Source organism: Nocardioides sp. NPDC087217 (assembly GCF_044744805.1).
Classification (GTDB): domain Bacteria; phylum Actinomycetota; class Actinomycetes; order Propionibacteriales; family Nocardioidaceae; genus Nocardioides.
On the sequence record NZ_JBIUZB010000005.1, the window covers coordinates 325084 to 342796 of the forward strand.

18 protein-coding genes are annotated in these 17713 nt (G+C 70.9%); 14 read left to right on the top strand and 4 right to left on the bottom strand.

Annotation, left to right across the window (positions count from 1 at the left end; translation table 11 throughout):
• Positions 1-2: 2 nt before the first annotated feature.
• From ACIO3S_RS22255 to ACIO3S_RS22265, 3 genes are read right to left on the bottom strand one after another with little or no spacing between them, the layout of a single operon-like run.
• Positions 3-1049 (bottom strand): FecCD family ABC transporter permease, encoded by a 1047-nt coding sequence (locus ACIO3S_RS22255; protein WP_400467884.1) that lies wholly within the window; start codon positions 1047-1049, stop codon positions 3-5.
• A gap of 19 nt (positions 1050-1068) precedes the next feature.
• Positions 1069-2088 carry an ABC transporter substrate-binding protein gene (locus ACIO3S_RS22260; RefSeq protein ID WP_400467885.1) on the bottom strand — a complete coding sequence of 340 codons (1020 nt, stop codon included), beginning with the start codon at positions 2086-2088 and terminating at the stop codon, positions 1069-1071.
• Positions 2089-2136: 48 nt separating this feature from the next.
• Positions 2137-2556 carry a MarR family winged helix-turn-helix transcriptional regulator gene (locus tag ACIO3S_RS22265; RefSeq protein WP_400467886.1) on the bottom strand — a complete coding sequence of 140 codons (420 nt, stop codon included), beginning with the start codon at positions 2554-2556 and terminating at the stop codon, positions 2137-2139.
• 84 nt (positions 2557-2640) lie between these two features.
• Between ACIO3S_RS22265 and ACIO3S_RS22270 the strand changes: the two genes are divergently transcribed.
• The 9 genes from ACIO3S_RS22270 to ACIO3S_RS22310 all read left to right on the top strand — a co-directional run bounded on the left by ACIO3S_RS22270 (position 2641) and on the right by ACIO3S_RS22310 (position 13006).
• The gene (locus tag ACIO3S_RS22270; protein WP_400467887.1) at positions 2641-3426 is read left to right on the top strand and encodes a crotonase/enoyl-CoA hydratase family protein; all 786 of its coding nucleotides are present in this window, start codon (positions 2641-2643) and stop codon (positions 3424-3426) included.
• Positions 3423-5417 (top strand): acetoacetate--CoA ligase, encoded by a 1995-nt coding sequence (locus ACIO3S_RS22275; RefSeq protein WP_400467888.1) that lies wholly within the window; start codon positions 3423-3425, stop codon positions 5415-5417. The genes ACIO3S_RS22270 and ACIO3S_RS22275 overlap by 4 nt, the downstream gene beginning before the upstream one ends.
• Positions 5414-6313, top strand: coding sequence for a 3-hydroxyacyl-CoA dehydrogenase NAD-binding domain-containing protein (locus tag ACIO3S_RS22280; protein WP_400467889.1), 900 nt, complete (start codon positions 5414-5416; stop codon positions 6311-6313). Before ACIO3S_RS22275 ends, ACIO3S_RS22280 begins: the two co-directional genes overlap by 4 nt.
• Positions 6314-6338: 25 nt before the next feature.
• Complete coding sequence (locus ACIO3S_RS22285) at positions 6339-7865, top strand: long-chain fatty acid--CoA ligase (RefSeq protein WP_400467890.1); 1527 nt, start codon at positions 6339-6341, stop codon at positions 7863-7865.
• A complete protein-coding gene (gene couO, locus ACIO3S_RS22290) occupies positions 7862-8749 on the top strand; it encodes a 4-hydroxyphenyl-beta-ketoacyl-CoA hydrolase (RefSeq protein ID WP_400467891.1) in 888 nt (295 codons plus the stop codon). Before ACIO3S_RS22285 ends, couO begins: the two co-directional genes overlap by 4 nt.
• 120 nt (positions 8750-8869) lie before the next feature.
• Positions 8870-9013, top strand: a complete 144-nt coding sequence (locus ACIO3S_RS22295) for a hypothetical protein (RefSeq protein ID WP_400467892.1) — start codon at positions 8870-8872, stop codon at positions 9011-9013.
• A gap of 1 nt (position 9014) precedes the next feature.
• On the top strand, positions 9015-10508 hold the full coding sequence (locus ACIO3S_RS22300; protein WP_400467893.1) for an aldehyde dehydrogenase family protein: 1494 nt from the start codon (positions 9015-9017) through the stop codon (positions 10506-10508).
• Entirely contained in the window at positions 10505-11611 is a 1107-nt protein-coding gene (locus tag ACIO3S_RS22305; RefSeq protein WP_400467894.1) for an NAD(P)-dependent alcohol dehydrogenase, read from the top strand. The genes ACIO3S_RS22300 and ACIO3S_RS22305 overlap by 4 nt, the downstream gene beginning before the upstream one ends.
• Positions 11612-11704: 93 nt before the next feature.
• Entirely contained in the window at positions 11705-13006 is a 1302-nt protein-coding gene (locus tag ACIO3S_RS22310) for an MFS transporter (protein ID WP_400467895.1), read from the top strand.
• A gap of 50 nt (positions 13007-13056) precedes the next feature.
• Here the strand turns inward: ACIO3S_RS22310 and ACIO3S_RS22315 are convergent, their stop codons facing one another.
• Entirely contained in the window at positions 13057-13527 is a 471-nt protein-coding gene (locus ACIO3S_RS22315; RefSeq protein ID WP_400467896.1) for a winged helix-turn-helix transcriptional regulator, read from the bottom strand.
• A 96-nt stretch (positions 13528-13623) separates the two neighbouring features.
• Here ACIO3S_RS22315 and ACIO3S_RS22320 point away from each other — a divergent pair, with 96 nt between their 5' ends.
• The 5 genes from ACIO3S_RS22320 to ACIO3S_RS22340 all read left to right on the top strand — a co-directional run bounded on the left by ACIO3S_RS22320 (position 13624) and on the right by ACIO3S_RS22340 (position 17713).
• A complete protein-coding gene (locus ACIO3S_RS22320) occupies positions 13624-14088 on the top strand; it encodes an SRPBCC domain-containing protein (protein WP_400467897.1) in 465 nt (154 codons plus the stop codon).
• Positions 14089-14216: 128 nt separating this feature from the next.
• On the top strand, positions 14217-15407 hold the full coding sequence (locus tag ACIO3S_RS22325) for a sensor histidine kinase (RefSeq protein ID WP_400467898.1): 1191 nt from the start codon (positions 14217-14219) through the stop codon (positions 15405-15407).
• Complete coding sequence (locus tag ACIO3S_RS22330) at positions 15404-16066, top strand: response regulator transcription factor (protein WP_350838685.1); 663 nt, start codon at positions 15404-15406, stop codon at positions 16064-16066. The genes ACIO3S_RS22325 and ACIO3S_RS22330 overlap by 4 nt, the downstream gene beginning before the upstream one ends.
• 103 nt (positions 16067-16169) lie before the next feature.
• Entirely contained in the window at positions 16170-16976 is an 807-nt protein-coding gene (locus ACIO3S_RS22335; RefSeq protein ID WP_400467899.1) for an alpha/beta hydrolase, read from the top strand.
• The gene (locus ACIO3S_RS22340) at positions 16973-17713 is read left to right on the top strand and encodes an ABC transporter ATP-binding protein (RefSeq protein ID WP_400467900.1); all 741 of its coding nucleotides are present in this window, start codon (positions 16973-16975) and stop codon (positions 17711-17713) included. The genes ACIO3S_RS22335 and ACIO3S_RS22340 overlap by 4 nt, the downstream gene beginning before the upstream one ends.

Genomic DNA, 17713 nt, shown 5'->3' on the forward strand with positions numbered 1-17713 from the left:
GCTCATAGGTCCGCCAGCCGGGCGTAGCGGACGAGGAGCACGAAGAACGGGGCGCCGATGATGCCTAGGACCACGCCGACCTGGAGCTCTCCGGTGCCGCCCAGGACGCGGCCGAGGACGTCCGCGCCGAGCAGCAGCAGGGCACCCAGCACCATCGAGTAGGGCAGGACCCAGCGATAGTCCGGACCGCAGAGGAACCGCGCCACGTGCGGCACCACCAGACCGACGAAGACGATGGGGCCGCACGCGGCGGTCGCGGCGCCGCAGAGCAGCCCGACCACCAGGAACGACAGGATGCGCGTACGTGTCAGGGAGACGCCCAGCCCGCGCGCGGCGTCGTCGCCCAGGGCCAGCGCGTTGAGCCAGCGTCCGCACAGCAGCGCCAGGACGATGCCGACCAGCAGGAACGGAGCCACGCCCGTCACGATCGGGGCATAGCGGCCGGCCAGCGAGCCGACCTGCCAGAAGCGGTACTGCTGCTGGGCGTCGAGGTCGGTGAGCAGCAGCCCGGTCGTCACCGCGGTCAGCCCGGCCGTGATCGCGGCCCCGGCGAGGGCCATCTTCACCGGTGTCGCGCCGTCGCGTCCGAGCGAGCCCACCGAGTAGACGAGCACGGTCGCAGCGAGCGCCCCGGCGAACGCCGCGACGACGTGGAACCCGAGCGAGTCGATGCCGAGCAGGGTGATCGAGCCGACCACGGCGAAGGCCGCCCCGGCGTTGACGCCCATGATCCCCGGGTCGGCGATGGCGTTGCGGGTCAGGCCCTGCAGCAGGGTGCCGGCGAGCCCGAGAGCCGCGCCCGCGAGGAGCCCGAGCACGGTCCGGGGCACCCGCAGACGTACGGTCACGGTGTCCTCGACCGACGAGGCGCTGGTGAAGTGACGGAAGGCGTCGAGGACCTGACTCAGTGCGATGTCGCGCGACCCGAGGGTCACGCTGAGAAAGGCGAGGACGGGCACGAGCGCGACGAGCAGCAGCAGTCCGACGGCGAGCCCGGAGGCTCGCCGTCGTGCCGGTGCGGGTATCGCGGTGGCGACAGAACTGGTCACCGGATGGTCTCCGCCGGGGTCAGTCGCCGATGGTGTCGTCGACGTCGGCCAGGTCGGCGGTCAGCTTGGTCAGGGCCTCGGCGTAGTCGCCGTAGGTGTGCAGCCAGAACGCCGGCCACTCGATGACCTGGCCGGCCTCGGCCGCGCGGATCGACGTCCAGGTCGGCTGGCCCTCGGCGGTCTTCTTGGCGTCGACGAAGGTGCGGCTGTCGATCAGCAGGACGTCGGGCTGGTACTTGTCGGCGTTCTCCCAGCTCAGGTTCTCCCAGTAGGGGAAGTCCGGGTCCGGCGAGTCCGGCGTGACCACCTGCAGGCCCCACTCGGTGAAGTCCAGCAGCTCCGGGGCGTACTCCGGGTTGGCGGCGTAGAGCAGGTCGTCGGCGGGGGAGACCGCGAGCGCGGTCAGGTCCTTGTCCTTCATCTCGGCGATGAAGCCGTCGCGCGCCTTCTCGAAGGCCGCCTTGTCCTTGGCGCCCTGGGAGTTCTCGACGTCGGCGCCGAGGCTCTCGGCGAGATCCTCGTAGCCCTCGGCGAGGTTGAGGATCGAGCCACCCTGGGACGGGCCGACCACCGGAGCCAGCTCGGCGAGCTTCTTGCTCTTCGCCTTGGTGCCGTTCTCCAGCCCCGAGTGGGCCTTCTCCGCCGGCCACCAGTCGGCGACGATCAGGTCCGGGCTCAGCGTGGACGCCTTGGCGACGTCGATCGAGCCCCACTCCTCGCCGAGCACCTCGATGTCGGTCAGGTCCACGCCGTCCAGGTTCGGGTCGGTCTCGACCGGCTCGTCGGCGTAGATGCCGACCGGGCGGATGCCGTAGGAGATCAGCGCGGCGGCCGCCGGCGCGTGCGCGATGATCCGGGTCGGTGCCTCGTCGAGCTTCACGACCTCACCCGATCCGTCGGTGAAGCTCCACGGACCGTCGGGAACCGAGGACGCACCCGAGGCCGGTTTCGCGCCGTCGTCGTCGGCGATGTCGGAGGAGCAGGCGGACAGAGCCAGGACCAGGGCGGCGGCCGTGGCGGCGACGAGGCGGGGTCTCATAAGGTGAGGCTAGCCTAATTTCGCTCCGCGCGGGATGGAGATCGTTGACTAGGAAAGCGCCCGGCGTGCGGTGTCGAGGAACGCACGGAACGACTCGCGGTCCTCGGGTCCGAGCTCGGCCAGCATCTGCTCCTCGAGCTCCTCGACGCGCGGGTCGTACGCGTCAAGGAAGGCGCGGCCCTCGGTGGTGAGGCTGATCAGCATCCGGCGCCGGTTGTCGGGGTCGATGCGACGCTCGATGAGGCCACGGCGCTCGAGGGCGCCGATGAGATCGGCGGCCGACTGGGCGCGTACGAACGAGGCGCGAGCCAGGTCGGCGGCGCTCATCGTGGGGCGGCGCTCGAGCACCGAGAGGGCGGTGTACTGCAGGGCCGTGACCCCTGATTCCTTCAGGACGGCGTCGAGGCGGGCTCGGGTCGCGAGCTCGAGCTGCTTGACGACGTAGAGCAGCAGGGGTGCGTCGGTCATGCGGTCATTCAAGCATCGCTTCGCTTGCGGGAGGCGCCTACTTCTGCGATTATCAGGATTCCTGTCAATCATGAGGAGTTCATCATGCTCGGAACCCCCCTGCCCGATGCCCTGCGGGCAGAGCGTGTCGACGACATCGCGGTGCTGACGCTCGCCCGGCCCGCGAAGCGGAACGCGCTCAGCGACGAGGCGGTGCTCGGGATCGAGCGGTTCTTCGATGGCCTCGAGCCGGACGTACGCGCCGTCGTCATCGACGCGGACGGCGACCACTTCTGCGCCGGGCTCGACCTGTCCGAGATGACCGAGCGGGACACCCTCGCCGGGGTCAGCCACTCGCGGATGTGGCACCGGGTCTTCGAGAAGATCGAGTTCGGGCCGGTCCCGGTCGTGGCGGCGCTGAAGGGCGCCGTGGTCGGGGGCGGGCTCGAGCTCGCCGCCGCCGCGCACATCCGGGTCGCGGAGGAGTCCACCTTCTACGCCCTGCCCGAGGGGCAGCGCGGGCTCTTCGTCGGCGGCGGCGCCTCGGTGCGCGTCCCGCGGCTCATCGGGGTCTCCCGGATGGCCGACATGATGCTGACCGGCCGGCGCTACGACGCGCAGGAGGGGCTGGGGCTGGGCCTGAGCCAGTATGCGGTCGCCGACGGCACCGGCCGCAAGACAGCCCTCGAGCTGGCCGGCCGGATCGCCCAGAATGCGCCGCAGACCAACTTCGCCGTGGTGCAGGCGCTGCCGCGTATCGCCGAGGCCAACCCTCGCGACGGCTTCCTGATGGAGTCGCTGATGGCCGCGATCGCCCAGGGGACCAACGATGCGAAGGGGCGGATGCAGGACTTCCTCGACGGCCGGGCCAGGAAGGTGACGGACCAGTGAGCACGACCCAGCAGCAGATCGAGCAGGGCGACATCGTCTGGACGCCCCCGGCCGACGTGCTCTCCACCTCCCGCGTCGGTGAGTTCCTCGCCTGGCTCGCCCGCGAGCGCGACCTGGAGATGACCACCCACGAGGAGCTGTGGCGCTGGTCGGTGACCGACCTCGACGGCTTCTGGTCGGCGGTGTGGGAGTTCTTCGAGGTGCGGTCGCACGCTCCGTACGACACCGTTCTCGCCTCGCGCGAGATGCCCGGAGCGCGCTGGTTCCCGGGAGCGCTGCTCAACTATGCCGAGCACGCGCTCGGCACCGAGGAGGATCTCGACCGGGTCGCGGTGCTCGGTCGGTCGCAGACGCGTGACGACATCGAGCTGACCTTCGCCGACCTGCGCGACCAGGTGGCCCGGGCGCGGGCGGCGCTTACGAGGCTGGGCGTACGCCGCGGCGACCGCGTCGCCGGCTACCTGCCCAACATCCCCGAGGCACTGGTCGCCTATCTCGCCACCGCCAGCCTGGGCGCGACCTGGGCGAGCTGCGCCAGCGAGTTCGGGCCGCGCAGCGTGATCGACCGCTTCGCCCAGATCGAGCCGGTCTTGCTGCTGGTCGCCGGCGGCTACCGCTACGGGGCCAAGGACATAGACCGGCGTTCCCAGGTGGCTGAGATTCGGGCCGAGCTGCCGTCGGTGCGCCACGTGGTCGATGTCGAGTACGGCCCGCATCGCGTCGAGCACGCGCTCTCCTGGACCTCGCTGCTCGCTTCGGAGCCCGAGGCGGAGCTCGTCTTCGAGCCGGTGCCCTTCGACCACCCGCTGGTGGTGCTCTTCTCCTCCGGCACGACCGGCCGGCCGAAGGCGATCGTCCACGGCCACGGCGGCATCCTGCTCGAGCACCTCAAGAACCATGCGCTCTCGTGGGACGTGGGGCCCGCGGACCGGATGCTCTGGTTCTCCACCACCGCCTGGATGATGTGGAACGCCCTGGTCTCCTCGCTCCTGGTCCGCTCCTCGATCGTCATGGTCGACGGCAACCCGATGCATCCCGACCTGACCTGGCAGTGGCGGCTCGCGGCGTCGACGGGGGCAACGGTGATGGGTGCCAGCCCGGGCTTCGTGATGGCCTGCCGCAAGGCCGACGTCGACCTGAAGGACCTTGGTGACCTGCGGGTTCGCGTCCTCGGCTCGGCCGGGGCGCCGCTCCCGCCCGAGGGCTACGCCTGGCTGCGGGACCAGCTTCCGGGGGCGCAGATCAACGTCGGCAGCGGCGGCACCGACGTCTGCTCCGGCATCGTGCAGAACAACCCGCTGCTCCCGGTCTACGCCGGCGAGATCTCGGGCCGCTGCCTCGGCGTCGACGCCCACGCCTACGACGAGTCCGGCCGCCCGGTCACAGGCGTGCTCGGCGAGCTCGTCATCACCTCGCCGATGCCCTCGATGCCGGTCGGCTTCTGGGGCGATGACGACGGCTCCCGCTATCGCAGCGCCTACTTCGACCACTATCCCGGCGTGTGGCGCCACGGCGACTGGATCCTCTTCCACGACAACGGCAGCTGCCACGTCGCCGGCCGCTCCGACGCGACCCTCAACCGCGGCGGCGTACGCCTCGGCACCGCCGAGTTCTACCGCGTCGCCGAGGAGGTGGACGGGGTCGCCGACTCGCTGGTCGTCCACCTCGAGGACCCCGACGGGGGCAACGGCGAGCTGCTGCTCTTCGTGGTCACCGACGCGGGCACCCGCCTCGACGACGCGCTCCGGGCCCGACTGGTCCGGGCGCTGCGGTCGGCGCTCTCCCCGCGGCACATCCCCGACCAGGTGATCGAGGTGCCCGCGGTGCCGCGCAACCTCACCGGCAAGAAGCTCGAGCTGCCGGCCAAGCGCATCCTGCAGGGCGTACGTCCTGAGGACGTCGCTAGCCGGGACGCGCTCGCCGACCCGGCGTCCCTGGACCCGTTCGTCGCGCTGGCGACCTCGGGCGCGCTGAGCAGGAGGACCGCATGAGGAGCGGAGAGAACGTTCGTACGCTCGGGGTCGTCGGAACCGGCGCGATCGGGGTCAGCTGGGTGGTGCTCGGGATCGAGCACGGGCTCGACGTCGTCGCCTGGGATCCGGCCGAAGGCGCCGAGGAGCGGCTGCGGGCGCAGCTCCCCGAGGGATCGCTGCGGTTCGCGAACAGCCTCGCGGAGGTCGGCGCGGCCGCCGACCTGGTGCTCGAGAGCGGACCCGAGCGGCTGGAGATCAAGCGCGAGATCTTCGCCGCACTCGACGCGGCCGCCGCGGGCGACGTACTGCTGACCAGCAGCTCCTCGGGCCTGATGCCAAGCACCTTCCAGGACGCCTGTAGGCGCCACCCGGACCGGGTGCTCGTCGCGCACCCGTTCAACCCGCCGCACCTGGTGCCGCTGGTCGAGGTCGTGGGTGGATCGGCGACGTCGGCGGAGGCCGTCGAGGCGGCTCTGGAGACCCTGCGCCACCTGGGCAAACGTCCTATCCACATCCGCCGCGAGGTGCCCGGCCATGTGGCCAACCGGCTCCAGGCGGCGCTGTGGCGCGAGGCGTACCACCTCGTCGACCAGGGCATCGTCTCGGTCGCCGACATCGACACCGCGATCGCCGACGGCCCCGGGCTGCGCTGGTCCCTGCTCGGCCCCTTCGCGACCCAGCACCTCTCCGGCGGCCCGGGCGGGCTCGGGCACGTGCTCGAGCATCTCGGCCCGCCGATGGTCGAATGGTGGGACGACCTCGGTCATCCGGAGCTCACCGCAGGGCTGGTCGAGAAGCTGGTCGACGGGGTCGACGAGGAGCTCGACGGCACCTCTGCCGAGGACCTCGTCGGACGCCGTGACCAGGCGCTGCGGCGACTGCTGGAGATCAAGACCGACCTCGGGCTCGGCTGAGCCCACGAGACGAACGAGGATCGACATGTTGGACAGCGGCATCGGATCATGGCCCGCCCGGCGGGCCCGGATGACCCCTGGCGCGCGCGCGTTCGTGCAGGACGACGCGGTGGTGACGTACGCCGAGGTCGACCGCCTCGTGGATGCGATCGCCCACGGACTCCGCGCCCGCGGAGTGGCTCCGGGGGACAGGGTCGCCTTCCTCGGCCTGAACTCGATCGAGCTCGCGGTCACGCTCTTCGCCACCGCCCGGCTGGGGGCGGTCTTCCTGCCGCTCAACACCCGGCTCGCGCCGCCCGAGCTTGCCTGGATCCTCACCGACGCCGAGCCGGCACTGCTGATCCACGCCGACGACTTCGACGACGCGGTCTCCTCCGAGGCGGTCACGGCCCTCGGGCTGCCGAGCCATCGGTTCACGGCCGCGGGCGGTCACGGGCTGGACGCGCTTGCGGTGCCGTGGAAGGAGCGGATCGACGTCGAGGTCGGGCTGGACGACGTCTTCATGATCCAGTACACCTCGGGCACCAGCGGCCGCCCCAAGGGCGTGATGTTGACGCACGGAAACATCGCCTGGAACGCCTTCAACCTGCTCGTCGACGTCGACGTCCGCTCCGATGAGATCGCCCTGGTCACCGCGCCGCTGTTCCACACCGCCGCGCTCAACCAGGTGCTGCTGCCGACCTTCCTCAAGGGCGGTACGTCGCTCATCGCGGCCCGCTTCGACCCGGCCGCCGCGATCGCGACCATCGAGCGGGAGCGGGTCACCCTGCTCTTCGGCGTCACCTCGATGTATCAGGCGCTCGCCCAGGAGCCGAGCTGGGCGACCGCCGACCTCGACAGCCTCCGCTCGGCTCTGAGCGGCGGTGCGCCGATCCCGCGCACGCTCCTCGACACCTGGCAGTCCCGTGGCCTGCACATCATCCAGGGCTACGGCCTGACCGAAGCCTCCCCTGGGACGACCATGCTGCGCGCCGGCGACGGCCTCGACAAGCTCGGCTCGGCCGGCACTCCCTGCTTCTTCACCGACGTACGCGTCGTGTCGCCCGGCAACGAGGAGGCGGCGCCCGGCCAGGCGGGTGAGGTGCATGTCAGCGGCCCCAACGTGACTCCCGGATACTGGCACAACGGAGCGGCGACGGAGGCTGCCTTCGACGGGCCCTGGCTGCGTACGGGCGATGTCGCGATGCTCGACGACGACGGCTTCCTCTATGTGGTCGACCGGGTGAAAGACATGTTCATCAGTGGCGGCGAGAACGTCTATCCGGCAGAGGTCGAGCAGGCGATCTACACCCATCCGGGCGTCGCCGAGGCCGCTGTCATCGGCGTCCCCGACGAGCGCTGGGGCGAGGTCGGCCGCGCCGTCGTCGTACGCCGCCCCGACTCCGCCCTCACCGAGTCCGACCTGCTCGAACACCTCGACGGACGGCTCGCCCGCTACAAGATCCCCAAGGCCGTCGTCTTCGTCGACGAGATCCCGCACAACGCCTCCGGGAAGCTGCTGAAGTCCCGGGTCCGCGAGCTGTACGGCACCCCGGAAGGAACCACCCGATGACCCGCTACGAGCCCCGCATCGACACCGCCTCGATCCGAGCCCTCGACATGCACACCCACGTCGAGGCCGACCATCACGGTCACTTCTCGCTCGACCAGGAGCTGATGGACGCCTCGGCGGCCTACTTCCGCGGTGACCACCCGCGCACCCCGACCGTCGACGACCTCGCCGCCTACTACCGCGAGCGCGACATGGCAGCGGTGATCTTCACCGTCGACGCCTCGACCGGCCTCGACCATCCGCCGCTGTCGAGCGAGGAGATCGCCGAGCGCGCGACCGAGCACGCCGACGTACTGATCCCGTTCGGCTCCGTCGACCCCCGCAAGGGCGAAGCCGCCGTGAAGCAGGCCCGTCGTCTCGCCGAGGACCACGGCGTACGCGGCTTCAAGTTCCATCCCGGCCTGCAGGCCTTCTCCCCGGCCGACCCCGAGCACCGCCCGCTGTGGGCGACCCTGGAGGAGCTCGGTGTGGTCGCGCTCTTCCACACCGGCCAGACCGGGATCGGCGCCGGCCTGCCCGGCGGTCGCGGGATCCGGCTCCGCTACTCCGACCCGCTTCTCCTCGACGACGTCGCCGCCGACTTCCCGGATCTCCAGATCGTGATGGCGCACCCCGCCGTTCCCTGGGTCGACGTGCAGATCTCGATCGCGACCCACAAGGCCAACGTCCACATCGACCTGTCCGGCTGGTCGCCGAAGTACTTCCCGCCGCAGCTGGTCAAGCAGCTCAACGGTCCGCTTCGGCGCAAGGTGCTGTTCGGCTCCGACTTTCCGGTGATCACCCCCGACCGCTGGTTCAGCGACCTCGAGAAGCTCGAGATCAAGGACGAGGTCCGTCCGCTGCTCTTGAAGGAGAACGCGATCCGCCTGCTCGGACTGGCCTGAGCCCGGGGTCAAGTCCGGGCCTACCAGGGTTTTGACCGTCGCATCTATTGACGGGGTGGCGGGCATCACGCAGCATTGACAGGAATCCTGATAAACAGGAATCCTGAACGGAGCCCCGCAATGACCCTCATCCCCGACGGCAGATGCCCGACCGGCCCACGGACGCACATGGGCCGGATCCTCGCCGGCGCCCCCACCGGCCGCCCCAGGCCCGTCTACGACCCTCGGCCGGCGGTCGGGACGCATCGTGGCAAGGGGCTCTGACATGCCCGCCACGTACGATGCCCAGCAGCTCTTCATCGGCGGCCGGCCGGCCGACTCGGTGAGCGGCCGCCGGATGGACGTGACCGATCCCAGCACGGGCAAGGTGCTGACGAGCGTTCCCGCGGGCGACGCCGCTGACGTCGCCGCCGCAGTGGCCGCCGCCCGGGAGGCCTTCGACACCGGGCCCTGGCCCCGGATGAGCGGGCGCGACCGCGGCCGCATCCTGCACCGTGCCGCGGACCTCATCCGCGAGCGGGCCGACGAGCTGGTCGAGGTCGAGAGCCGAGACGTCGGGAAGCCCGTGACCCTGGCCCGACATGTCGATGTCGAGACAGTGGCCCAGCAGTACGAGTACTGCTCCGCGCTGGCGCAGACCCTCGACGGGTCCGTGCGGGACACGCCCATCCCGGCCCTCGCCTACACCCGGCGCGAGCCGTTGGGCGTGGTCGGAGCCATCACGCCGTTCAACTTCCCGCTGATCCTGTCGAGCACCAAGATCGCGGCCGCGCTGGCGGCGGGCAACACCGTCGTGCACAAGCCGGCAGACGACACGCCGCTCAGTGCGCTGTTCATGGCTCGGCTCCTTGCTGATGCCGGGGTGCCTGACGGCGTACTCAACGTCGTGACCGGGACCGGCCCGGAGGCCGGCGACGCCTTGTTGCGTCATCCCGGAGTCGACAAGATCGCGTTCACCGGGTCGACGGCCGTGGGTCGCCGGGCAGCGAGCGTCGCGGGCGAGCACCTGAAGCCCGTCACGATGGAGCTCGGCGGCAACGGCGCGCACCTGGTCTTCGCCGACGCCGACATCGAGATCGCCGTGGGCGCCGTGATCAAGGCCTTCGTCTTCAACACGGGTCAGTTCTGCATGGCCGGACCGCGGCTGCTCGTCGCCGCGGAGATCCACGACACGGTGGTCGACATCCTCCGGCACGCCGTCCCGGGCGTACCTCTCGGCGATCCGCGCGACCCGGCGACGGTCATCGGTCCGATGGCCGGCGACCAGCACCGCAAGAAGGTCGAGGAGTACGTCGCCCTGGCCCGCCAGGAGGGCGGCCAGATCATCACAGGAGGCGAGCGTCCGGAGCTCGGAGGCGACCTCGCCGACGGGTTCTACTACGCCCCGACGGTGATCACCGGGCTGCCCGCGGACTCACGCGTCGTCAACGAGGAGGTCTTCGGGCCGGTCCTCACGGTGCAGGCGTTCGCGGACGAGGACGAGGCCGTCGCGCTCGCCAACTCCACGGCGTACGGGCTGGCGGCCGGGCTGCACACCCGGGATCTCACGCGGGCGCACCGGGTCGCGGGCAGGCTCGACGCCGGCATCGTCTGGGTCAACGACTGGGCGATGCTCGACCCAGCGGTGCCGTTCGGCGGCGTCAAGCAGTCCGGATTCGGTCGCGAATACGGCCCGGAGGCACTCGAGGCGTACACGAAGGTCCGATCCGTCGTCATCTCGCTTCCGCCCACGGCCCCCGCGACCGGGGAGCAGTCATGAGCACCACGACCCAGGCGGCGGTGGTCGAGTCCGCCGGCGCCCCGTTCACCATCGGAGACGTCGAGCTCGACGCGCTCCGGCCCGACGAGATCCTGGTCCGGATGGTCGCCGCCGGGCTCTGTCACACCGACCTCGGCGTGGCGAGCGGCGGACTGCCGTTCCCGCTCCCGGGCGTTCTCGGGCACGAGGGCGCCGGTGTCGTCGAACAGGTCGGATCCGGCGTACGCAGCCTCGCGCCCGGCGACCAGGTGCTGCTGTCGTTCAGCTCCTGCGGGACCTGCGCCCAGTGCCGCGACGGCCATCCGGCGTACTGCGACGTCTGGCTTCCCGCCAACCTCATCGGAGGTGCGCGCCTGGACGGCGCCTCGCCGGTGAGCAGGGGCGGGGAGGCGATCGGCGGCCACTTCTTCGGGCAGTCCTCCTTCTCCCGGCTCGCGGTCGTCGACGAGCGCAGCGCCGTACGCGTCGATCCCGAGGCGGACCTGTCCCTGCTCGCCCCGCTCGGGTGCGGCGTGCAGACCGGTGTCGGCGCGGTCTGGAACGTGCTCGCCCCGCGCCCGGGGTCCTCGGTGGTGGTCCTCGGCGCGGGTGCGGTCGGGCTGTCCGCGGTGATGGCCGCGCGTCTGACCCCGGCCACCCGGATCATCGCGGTGGACCGGGTGGCCGAGCGGCTCGGGCTGGCCCGCGAGCTGGGGGCGACCGACGTCATCGACGCCGGCCAGGTCGACGACCTGACCGCCGCGCTGATGGAGCTGACCGGAGGTGGCGCGGACGGCGTCGTGGAGACGACCGGCAACACCGGCGTGCTCCGCCAGGGCGTCGACGCCCTGCGTGCCCGGGGCACCGCGGTCATCGTCGGGGCGCCGCCGTTCGGCACCGGGGTGGGGCTCGACGTGAACGCGATGCTGCCCGGCAAGCGGGTGACGGGCCTGACCCTCGGCGACGCCGAGACCCGCACGCTGATCCCTGCACTCGCGCGACTGGTCGCCGACGGACGGATGCCGCTGGGGCGGTTGGTCCAGCGCTACCCGTTCGAGGAGATCCAGACGGCCGTCGCGGACATGGTCTCGGGCGCCACGGTGAAACCTGTGCTCACCTTCTAGTCCGGTCGTGGGGGCTCCTTGACAGGCGTGACGTGCATCACTCAGAATTGACAGGAATCCTGATAAACAGGAATCCTGAATGGAGCCCCCCACATGACCCTCACCTCCGGTGGTAGCACGACCGGTCCACGTACGCAGATGGGCCGGATCGTCGCCAGCAGCTTCACGGGCAGCTTGATCGAGTACTACGACTTCCTGCTCTACTCCACCGCCTCGGCCGTGGTCTTCAACGAGGTCTTCTTCTCCAATCTCGACCCCGTGACCGGCACGATCGCGTCCTTCGGCACCTTCGCCGCCGGCTATCTGGCGCGCCCGCTGGGCGGCGTGGTCTTCGGCCACTTCGGCGACCGGCTGGGCCGGAAGAAGATGCTGGTCCTGACGATGCTGATCATGGGTGTGGTCAGCTTCCTGATCGGGTGCCTGCCGACGTACGGGCAGATCGGTGCGGCCGCGCCGGTTCTCCTCGTCCTGCTTCGGGTCGTCCAGGGTGTCGCGATCGGTGGCGAGTGGGGTGGCGCGGTGCTGATCACCGCCGAGCACGCCACGTCCCGCCGCGGGCTGTGGGCCTCGTTCACCAACGCCGGCGCCCCGGCCGGCATGGTCCTCTCGACCGCGGTGATGGCACTGATGGCCACGGTCACCACGCCCGAGCAGTTCACCGCGTGGGGCTGGCGGGTGCCGTTCCTGCTGAGCATCGTGCTGCTCGCGGTCGGCCTGTGGATCCGCCTCAGCGTGACCGAGTCGCCCGCCTTCGAGGCGATGAAGGACCGCAAGGCCGAGGCGAAGACGCCGTTGCTGGAGGTGCTCCGCAACCACCCGCGTACGCTCCTGCTGGCCGTCGGCGTCGGGCTCGGCGCCTTCGTCGTGCAGGGGACGCTGACCACCTTCCTGATCAGCTACGCCCTCGGGGCGGGCTTCGAGCGCCCGACGGTGCTCAACGCGCTCACGGTCTCTTCGGCCGGCGCGGTCATCGGCATCATCGGCTGGTCCGCGCTCACCGACCGGGTCGGCCGCCGGCCGGTGGTCCTCACCGCCGCCGTCGCGACCGCGGTCTTCGCCTACCTGCTCTTCCCGATGCTCGACAGCGGGTCGGTCGCGCTGCTCGTCCTGGCGGTCGTGCTCGGCCAGTCGGTCATCCATGCCGCCTTCTACGGCCCGCTCGCGGCGCTGATGAGCGAGGTCTTCAAGACCTCGTCGCGCTACACCGGAGCCTCGCTCGGCTACCAGCTCGCCGGCATGGGCGCGGGCCTCTCGCCGCTCCTCTTCGCCTCGCTGCAGAAGGCCGGCGCCAGCACCGTCATGCTCTCCACCGTCATCGCGGCGTTCTGTCTGCTGAGCGTGTTCTCCCTGGTACGCCTCGGCGAGACCAGCGACCGAGAGCTCGTCGACGCCTGAGACCCCATGCAGCAGAGCCCGCCGCACGAGTCGCGGCGGGCTCTGCTGTCTCATCTGTCCCGAGTCGGCCGTCGGGCTGCCAGATACTCCGCGGGCATGCCGGGACCGGGCCGGACCACGACCTCGTCCGGGGCGATGCTCTCGTGCTGTCGGCAGCGCGTCTCGACGGTCACGGGTTCCTCGCAGTCGGCGTGGAGGTATTCGATGGGGCGACCGTCGGGCGCGAACCACGTGTCGCCCCACTCCGTCAGCGCGATCAGCGCCGGCCGCAGCCCCTGGGCCATGGCGGTCGGCCGGTAGTCGCCGGCGTCGTCGCGCGTCATCAGGCCGGCCTCGACGAGCGTGGCGAGGCGGGTCTTCAGGATGTTCGTGGCGATGCCGAGGTTGTGCTGGAAGTCGCCGTAACGCGTGACGCCGGCGAAGATCGCGTCCCGGAGGATCAGCAGGGTCCATCGCTCGCCCACGACCTCCAGAGATCGGGCGATGGAGCAGATCTGGCCGTCGTACGTCTTTCCGAGCACGAGGACGACTCTAGCAAATCACTTGCATGATGAAAGTGCGTGTGTCTACGGTGTGCTTGCATGATGCAAGTCACATCCGATTCCAAGGGGACAGCCATGAGCGACCTGACCGCAACCTTCACCGTCGACGCCACTCCTCAGGAGGCGTTTGAGGCCATCAACGACGTACGTTCCTGGTGGGGGCACCACATCGCCGGGCCCACCGACCAGGTCGGTGCCGAGTGGTTCTACCTGGTGCCAGACATCCACTACTCCAAGCAGCTCGTCAAGGAGCTGGTCCCGGGGGAGCGCGTGGTGTGGGAGTTCACCGACGGCTATCTCGACTTCATCGCGGACAAGAAGGAGTGGGTCGGCACGACCGGGCGTTTCGACATCGTCCGCGACGGCGGGCAGACCCGCGTGACCTTCACCCACGAGGGCCTCGCGCGCGGCGACGAGTGCTTCGACGTCTGCTACGACGCCTGGACCCACTACATCACCGTCAGCCTGAAGGGCCGGATCGAGTCCGGTGAGGGCACGATCCGGACGCAGGACGAGGACAAGGCCGCGGTAGGTCGGTAACGCCTCATCCGCTGGTGAGAAGTGGTCGATGTGGGCCCGCCGGAGCCGCTCGGGAGGGCCCATTGTGACCACTCCTCGTGCGGTCGATGGGCCGCCGGGCGTGCTCTCGTGCCTGGTATTACTTGAACATGTTGAAGACCTGGCCCGGTCGCGGTCGTCTGGCGTTGTACGTCGCCGCGACCGTGCTCGGGATCGTGGAGGCCGCGGTCCTGACCACCGACCCCTACGAAGTCGCGGGCGGGGTCGCTCTGCTGATCGGGGTCACGCATGCCGCCTCGATCCCGCTGGCGCTCCGGCGTCCGGTGGAGGCGGCGGGGCTCTCCCTGGTCGCGGTGACCGTGGCCGCGCTGGCGGTCGCGAGGTTGGGCGAGGAGGGGTGGCCGTGGATGATCCCGCCGCCGACGCTGACCCAGCTGTTGGTGCTGGTGGTGCTGACCCTGGTCGCCGGCTGGCGGCTGGCGGCGATCACCCTCGGCATCCAGGTCGCTATCGGGGTGGTCCTGGCGGTGGTCGGGATGGCCTGGAACGACCTCGTCCCCTCACTCATCGAGGTGGCCAACTACGCCTCGCTCGCGCTGTTGCTGGGTGCCCTCGCAACCGTCGCTCGACGGCTCTCCGAGTCGCGCAGCGCGTTGCGCGAGGAGCACGAGCGCCGCTCGGTCGTCGAGGAGAAGGCGCGCATCGCCCGTGAGCTGCACGACGTGATCGCCCACAACATGTCGCTGATCACCGTCCAGGCCAGATCGGCGCCGCACCGGGTCGACGACGTCAGCCCGGCGGCCGAGGCGGAGTTTGCCGAGATCGCCGACCTGGCGGCCTCGGCGCTGCGGCAGATGCGCGGGGTGCTCGACGTGCTGCGTACCGAGGAAGGGCAGTCCGGCCGGGTTCCGGTGCCTGGCATCGACGGACTGGCCGATCTCTTCGAGTCTGCCCGCGGGACCGGGCAACGGGTCGACGTGCGCGGTGCCCTTCCGGAGCTCACCGACGTCGCCCCGGAGGTCGGCACCGCGGCCTATCGGATCGTGCAGGAGGCGCTCAGCAACGCGCGTCGACACGCTCCCCGTGAGCCGGTCGGCGTCGACCTGACGTTGGGGGAGGAGGGCCTCGGGATCCGGGTCGTCAACCCGCTCGACGGTGCCGTCCCGGAGACCGAGGCCACCGGGGGTGGTCACGGGCTGATCGGGATGCGCGAGCGCGCGAGCGCGGTGGGCGGCAGTCTCACCGCTGGAGCAGCCGACGGCGAGTTCGTCGTCGAGGCCCGGCTCCCGGCTCAAACCGCCGTGCGCACGCCCGCCAAACGCGGTAGGAAGACCCCGTGACGGTGAAGATCGTGGTCGTCGACGACCAGGAGATGGTGCGCTCGGGGTTCGTGGCGCTGCTCAGCACCCAACCGGATATCGAGGTGGTCGGCACCGCGGCCGACGGAGCCGAGGCGCTGCAGGTGGTGCGGCGTACGCATCCCGACGTGGTGCTGATGGACGTCCGGATGCCGGTGATGGACGGCATCGAGGCGCTCCGGCAGCTCTCCGAGAACCCGGCCACCGCGCAGACCAAGGTGGTCATGCTGACCACGTTCGACGCCGACGAGTACGTCCACGAGTCGCTGCGCCTCGGCGCCAGCGGCTTCCTCCTCAAGGACGCCTCGCCCGACGAGCTCGCCTCCGCGATCCGCGTCGTCCACGCCGGCGAGGCCCTGCTCTCGCCGTCGGTGACCCGGCAGGTCATTGCCCAGTTCGCCCGCGCCCCGCGACGCCGGAAGGCGGACCCGCGGCTCAAGCAGCTCACCGAGCGTGAGCGCGAGGTGCTCGAGAACATCGCCCGCGGCAGCTCCAACAGCGAGATCGCCGCCGAGCTCTTCCTCGCCGAGCAGACCGTGAAGACCCACGTCAGCCGCATCCTCGGCAAGCTCGGCCTGCGCGACCGTGCCCAGGCCGTCGTCTTCGCCTACGAGAGTGGCCTGGTCGCGCCGCACGTCTAGCCCTCCAGGAGTCCTCAGGGACATCCCGCACTACCCCGGTAGGGGGTCGAATGGCTCCCGGGAGTGACGCGCGGCGGGAGACCTGATTCCTACCGTCACGGCCATGACAGTTGTGACGCCGCTCAGATACGGCCTCAACGAGGCCGACGGATCCATCGGACCCCGCCTGCTCGCCTGCGACCCGCCCGGAGGGGCGCGGGTCGTGGAGGTCTTCGGGGACGCCGCGACCGCCGACCACATCGCGGTCCTCGTGCCCGGAAATGGCCACCACCTCGGCAACTACTTCACCAGCACCGAGGCCCACAGTCCGCGCTCCCGTGGGCAGCTGCTGCTGCGTACGATGCAGGAGATCGCGCCAGAGAGCCGGTCGGCCGTCGTGGTCTGGCTGGGCTACCACTCGCCGCCGGAGTGGTACAACGCGATCACCAACACCCCGGCCTACGCCGGCGCGCAGGACCTGGCGAACCTGACCCACTACCTGCCGCGCGCCGCCCACCTCACCCTGGTCGGCCACAGCTACGGCTCGACCGTCGCCGGCCTCGCCCTGGCCTCCGCCCGCGCGGAGGACTGTGTGGCGCTGGGCAGCGCGGGGATGGGTGCGGTGCGGCGCTCAGAGCTGGGCACCGGCACCCGGCTCTGGGCCGCGTACGGCGAGACCGACCGGATCCGGCTGGTCCCGCGGGTGCGGGTCGGGCGCCTCGGTCTCGGGCGCGGGCCGCTCGAGCTCGGCGCCACCAGGTTCGGCACCGGCGACATCCAAGGCCACTGCGGCTACTACGCCGAGGGCAGCGAGTCGCTGCTCAACATCGCCCGGATCTCGCTGGGCCGCTACGACGAGGTGACGCCGGCCGGCATCACCACCACCCCCCGACCCGCACGATCCACCGCCGACATGGAGGCAGCAGCATGATCACCGACGAACCCGCCATCTGGACCCAGGGACTCCGCAAGAGCTACCCCGGCCGCGGCGCCGCGCTGGACGGCATCGACCTCGCCGTCCCCGCCGGCACCGTCCACGGCCTGCTCGGCCCCAACGGCGCCGGCAAGACCACGACCGTACGCATCCTGGCCACCCTCGCGAGCTTCGACTCCGGCCAGGCCTGGGTCGCCGGCCGCAACGTCGCCCGTGACCGGGCGGGCGTGCGAGCGCGCATCGGCATCGCCGGACAGTACGCCGCTGTCGACGGGATCCTGAGCGGCCGTCAGAACCTGGAGATGTTCGCGCGCCTGTACCGGATGCGGGCCCGGGAGGCGCGAGCCCGCGCAGATGAGCTGCTGGAGCGCTTCGACCTCGTCGAGGCCGCCGGCCGCCCGGTGCGCGGCTACTCCGGAGGCATGCGCAGGCGGCTCGACCTGGCCGTCAGCCTCATCCGCAGTCCTCGGGTGCTCTTCCTCGACGAGCCCACCACCGGCCTCGACCCGCGCAGCCGGCTCGAGGTCTGGGACGCGGTCCGCGAGCTGGCCGACTCCGGCACGACCGTGCTGCTGACCACCCAGTACCTGGAGGAGGCCGACCGGCTGTGTTCACGCATCACGATGGTCGACCGCGGCCGGGTCGTCGCCGAGGGGACGCCGGCCGAGCTCAAGTCCAGCGTCGGCGGCCGCGACCTCGACGAGGCGTTCCTGCTGATCACCGAGGGGGCCTGA

Excerpts from the sequence above, each read along its gene's own strand:
- ACIO3S_RS22260 (WP_400467885.1), bottom strand. The coding sequence starts at position 2,088 with ATGAGACCCCGCCTCGTCGCCGCCACGGCCGCCGCCCTGGTCCTGGCT.
- ACIO3S_RS22265 (WP_400467886.1), bottom strand. The coding sequence starts at position 2,556 with ATGACCGACGCACCCCTGCTGCTCTACGTCGTCAAGCAGCTCGAGCTC.
- ACIO3S_RS22270 (WP_400467887.1), top strand. The coding sequence starts at position 2,641 with ATGCTCGGAACCCCCCTGCCCGATGCCCTGCGGGCAGAGCGTGTCGAC.
- ACIO3S_RS22280 (WP_400467889.1), top strand. The coding sequence starts at position 5,414 with ATGAGGAGCGGAGAGAACGTTCGTACGCTCGGGGTCGTCGGAACCGGC.
- ACIO3S_RS22285 (WP_400467890.1), top strand. The coding sequence starts at position 6,339 with ATGTTGGACAGCGGCATCGGATCATGGCCCGCCCGGCGGGCCCGGATG.
- couO (WP_400467891.1), top strand. The coding sequence starts at position 7,862 with ATGACCCGCTACGAGCCCCGCATCGACACCGCCTCGATCCGAGCCCTC.
- ACIO3S_RS22295 (WP_400467892.1), top strand. The coding sequence starts at position 8,870 with ATGACCCTCATCCCCGACGGCAGATGCCCGACCGGCCCACGGACGCAC.
- ACIO3S_RS22300 (WP_400467893.1), top strand. The coding sequence starts at position 9,015 with ATGCCCGCCACGTACGATGCCCAGCAGCTCTTCATCGGCGGCCGGCCG.
- ACIO3S_RS22305 (WP_400467894.1), top strand. The coding sequence starts at position 10,505 with ATGAGCACCACGACCCAGGCGGCGGTGGTCGAGTCCGCCGGCGCCCCG.
- ACIO3S_RS22310 (WP_400467895.1), top strand. The coding sequence starts at position 11,705 with ATGACCCTCACCTCCGGTGGTAGCACGACCGGTCCACGTACGCAGATG.
- ACIO3S_RS22320 (WP_400467897.1), top strand. The coding sequence starts at position 13,624 with ATGAGCGACCTGACCGCAACCTTCACCGTCGACGCCACTCCTCAGGAG.
- ACIO3S_RS22325 (WP_400467898.1), top strand. The coding sequence starts at position 14,217 with ATGTTGAAGACCTGGCCCGGTCGCGGTCGTCTGGCGTTGTACGTCGCC.
- ACIO3S_RS22335 (WP_400467899.1), top strand. The coding sequence starts at position 16,170 with ATGACAGTTGTGACGCCGCTCAGATACGGCCTCAACGAGGCCGACGGA.
- ACIO3S_RS22340 (WP_400467900.1), top strand. The coding sequence starts at position 16,973 with ATGATCACCGACGAACCCGCCATCTGGACCCAGGGACTCCGCAAGAGC.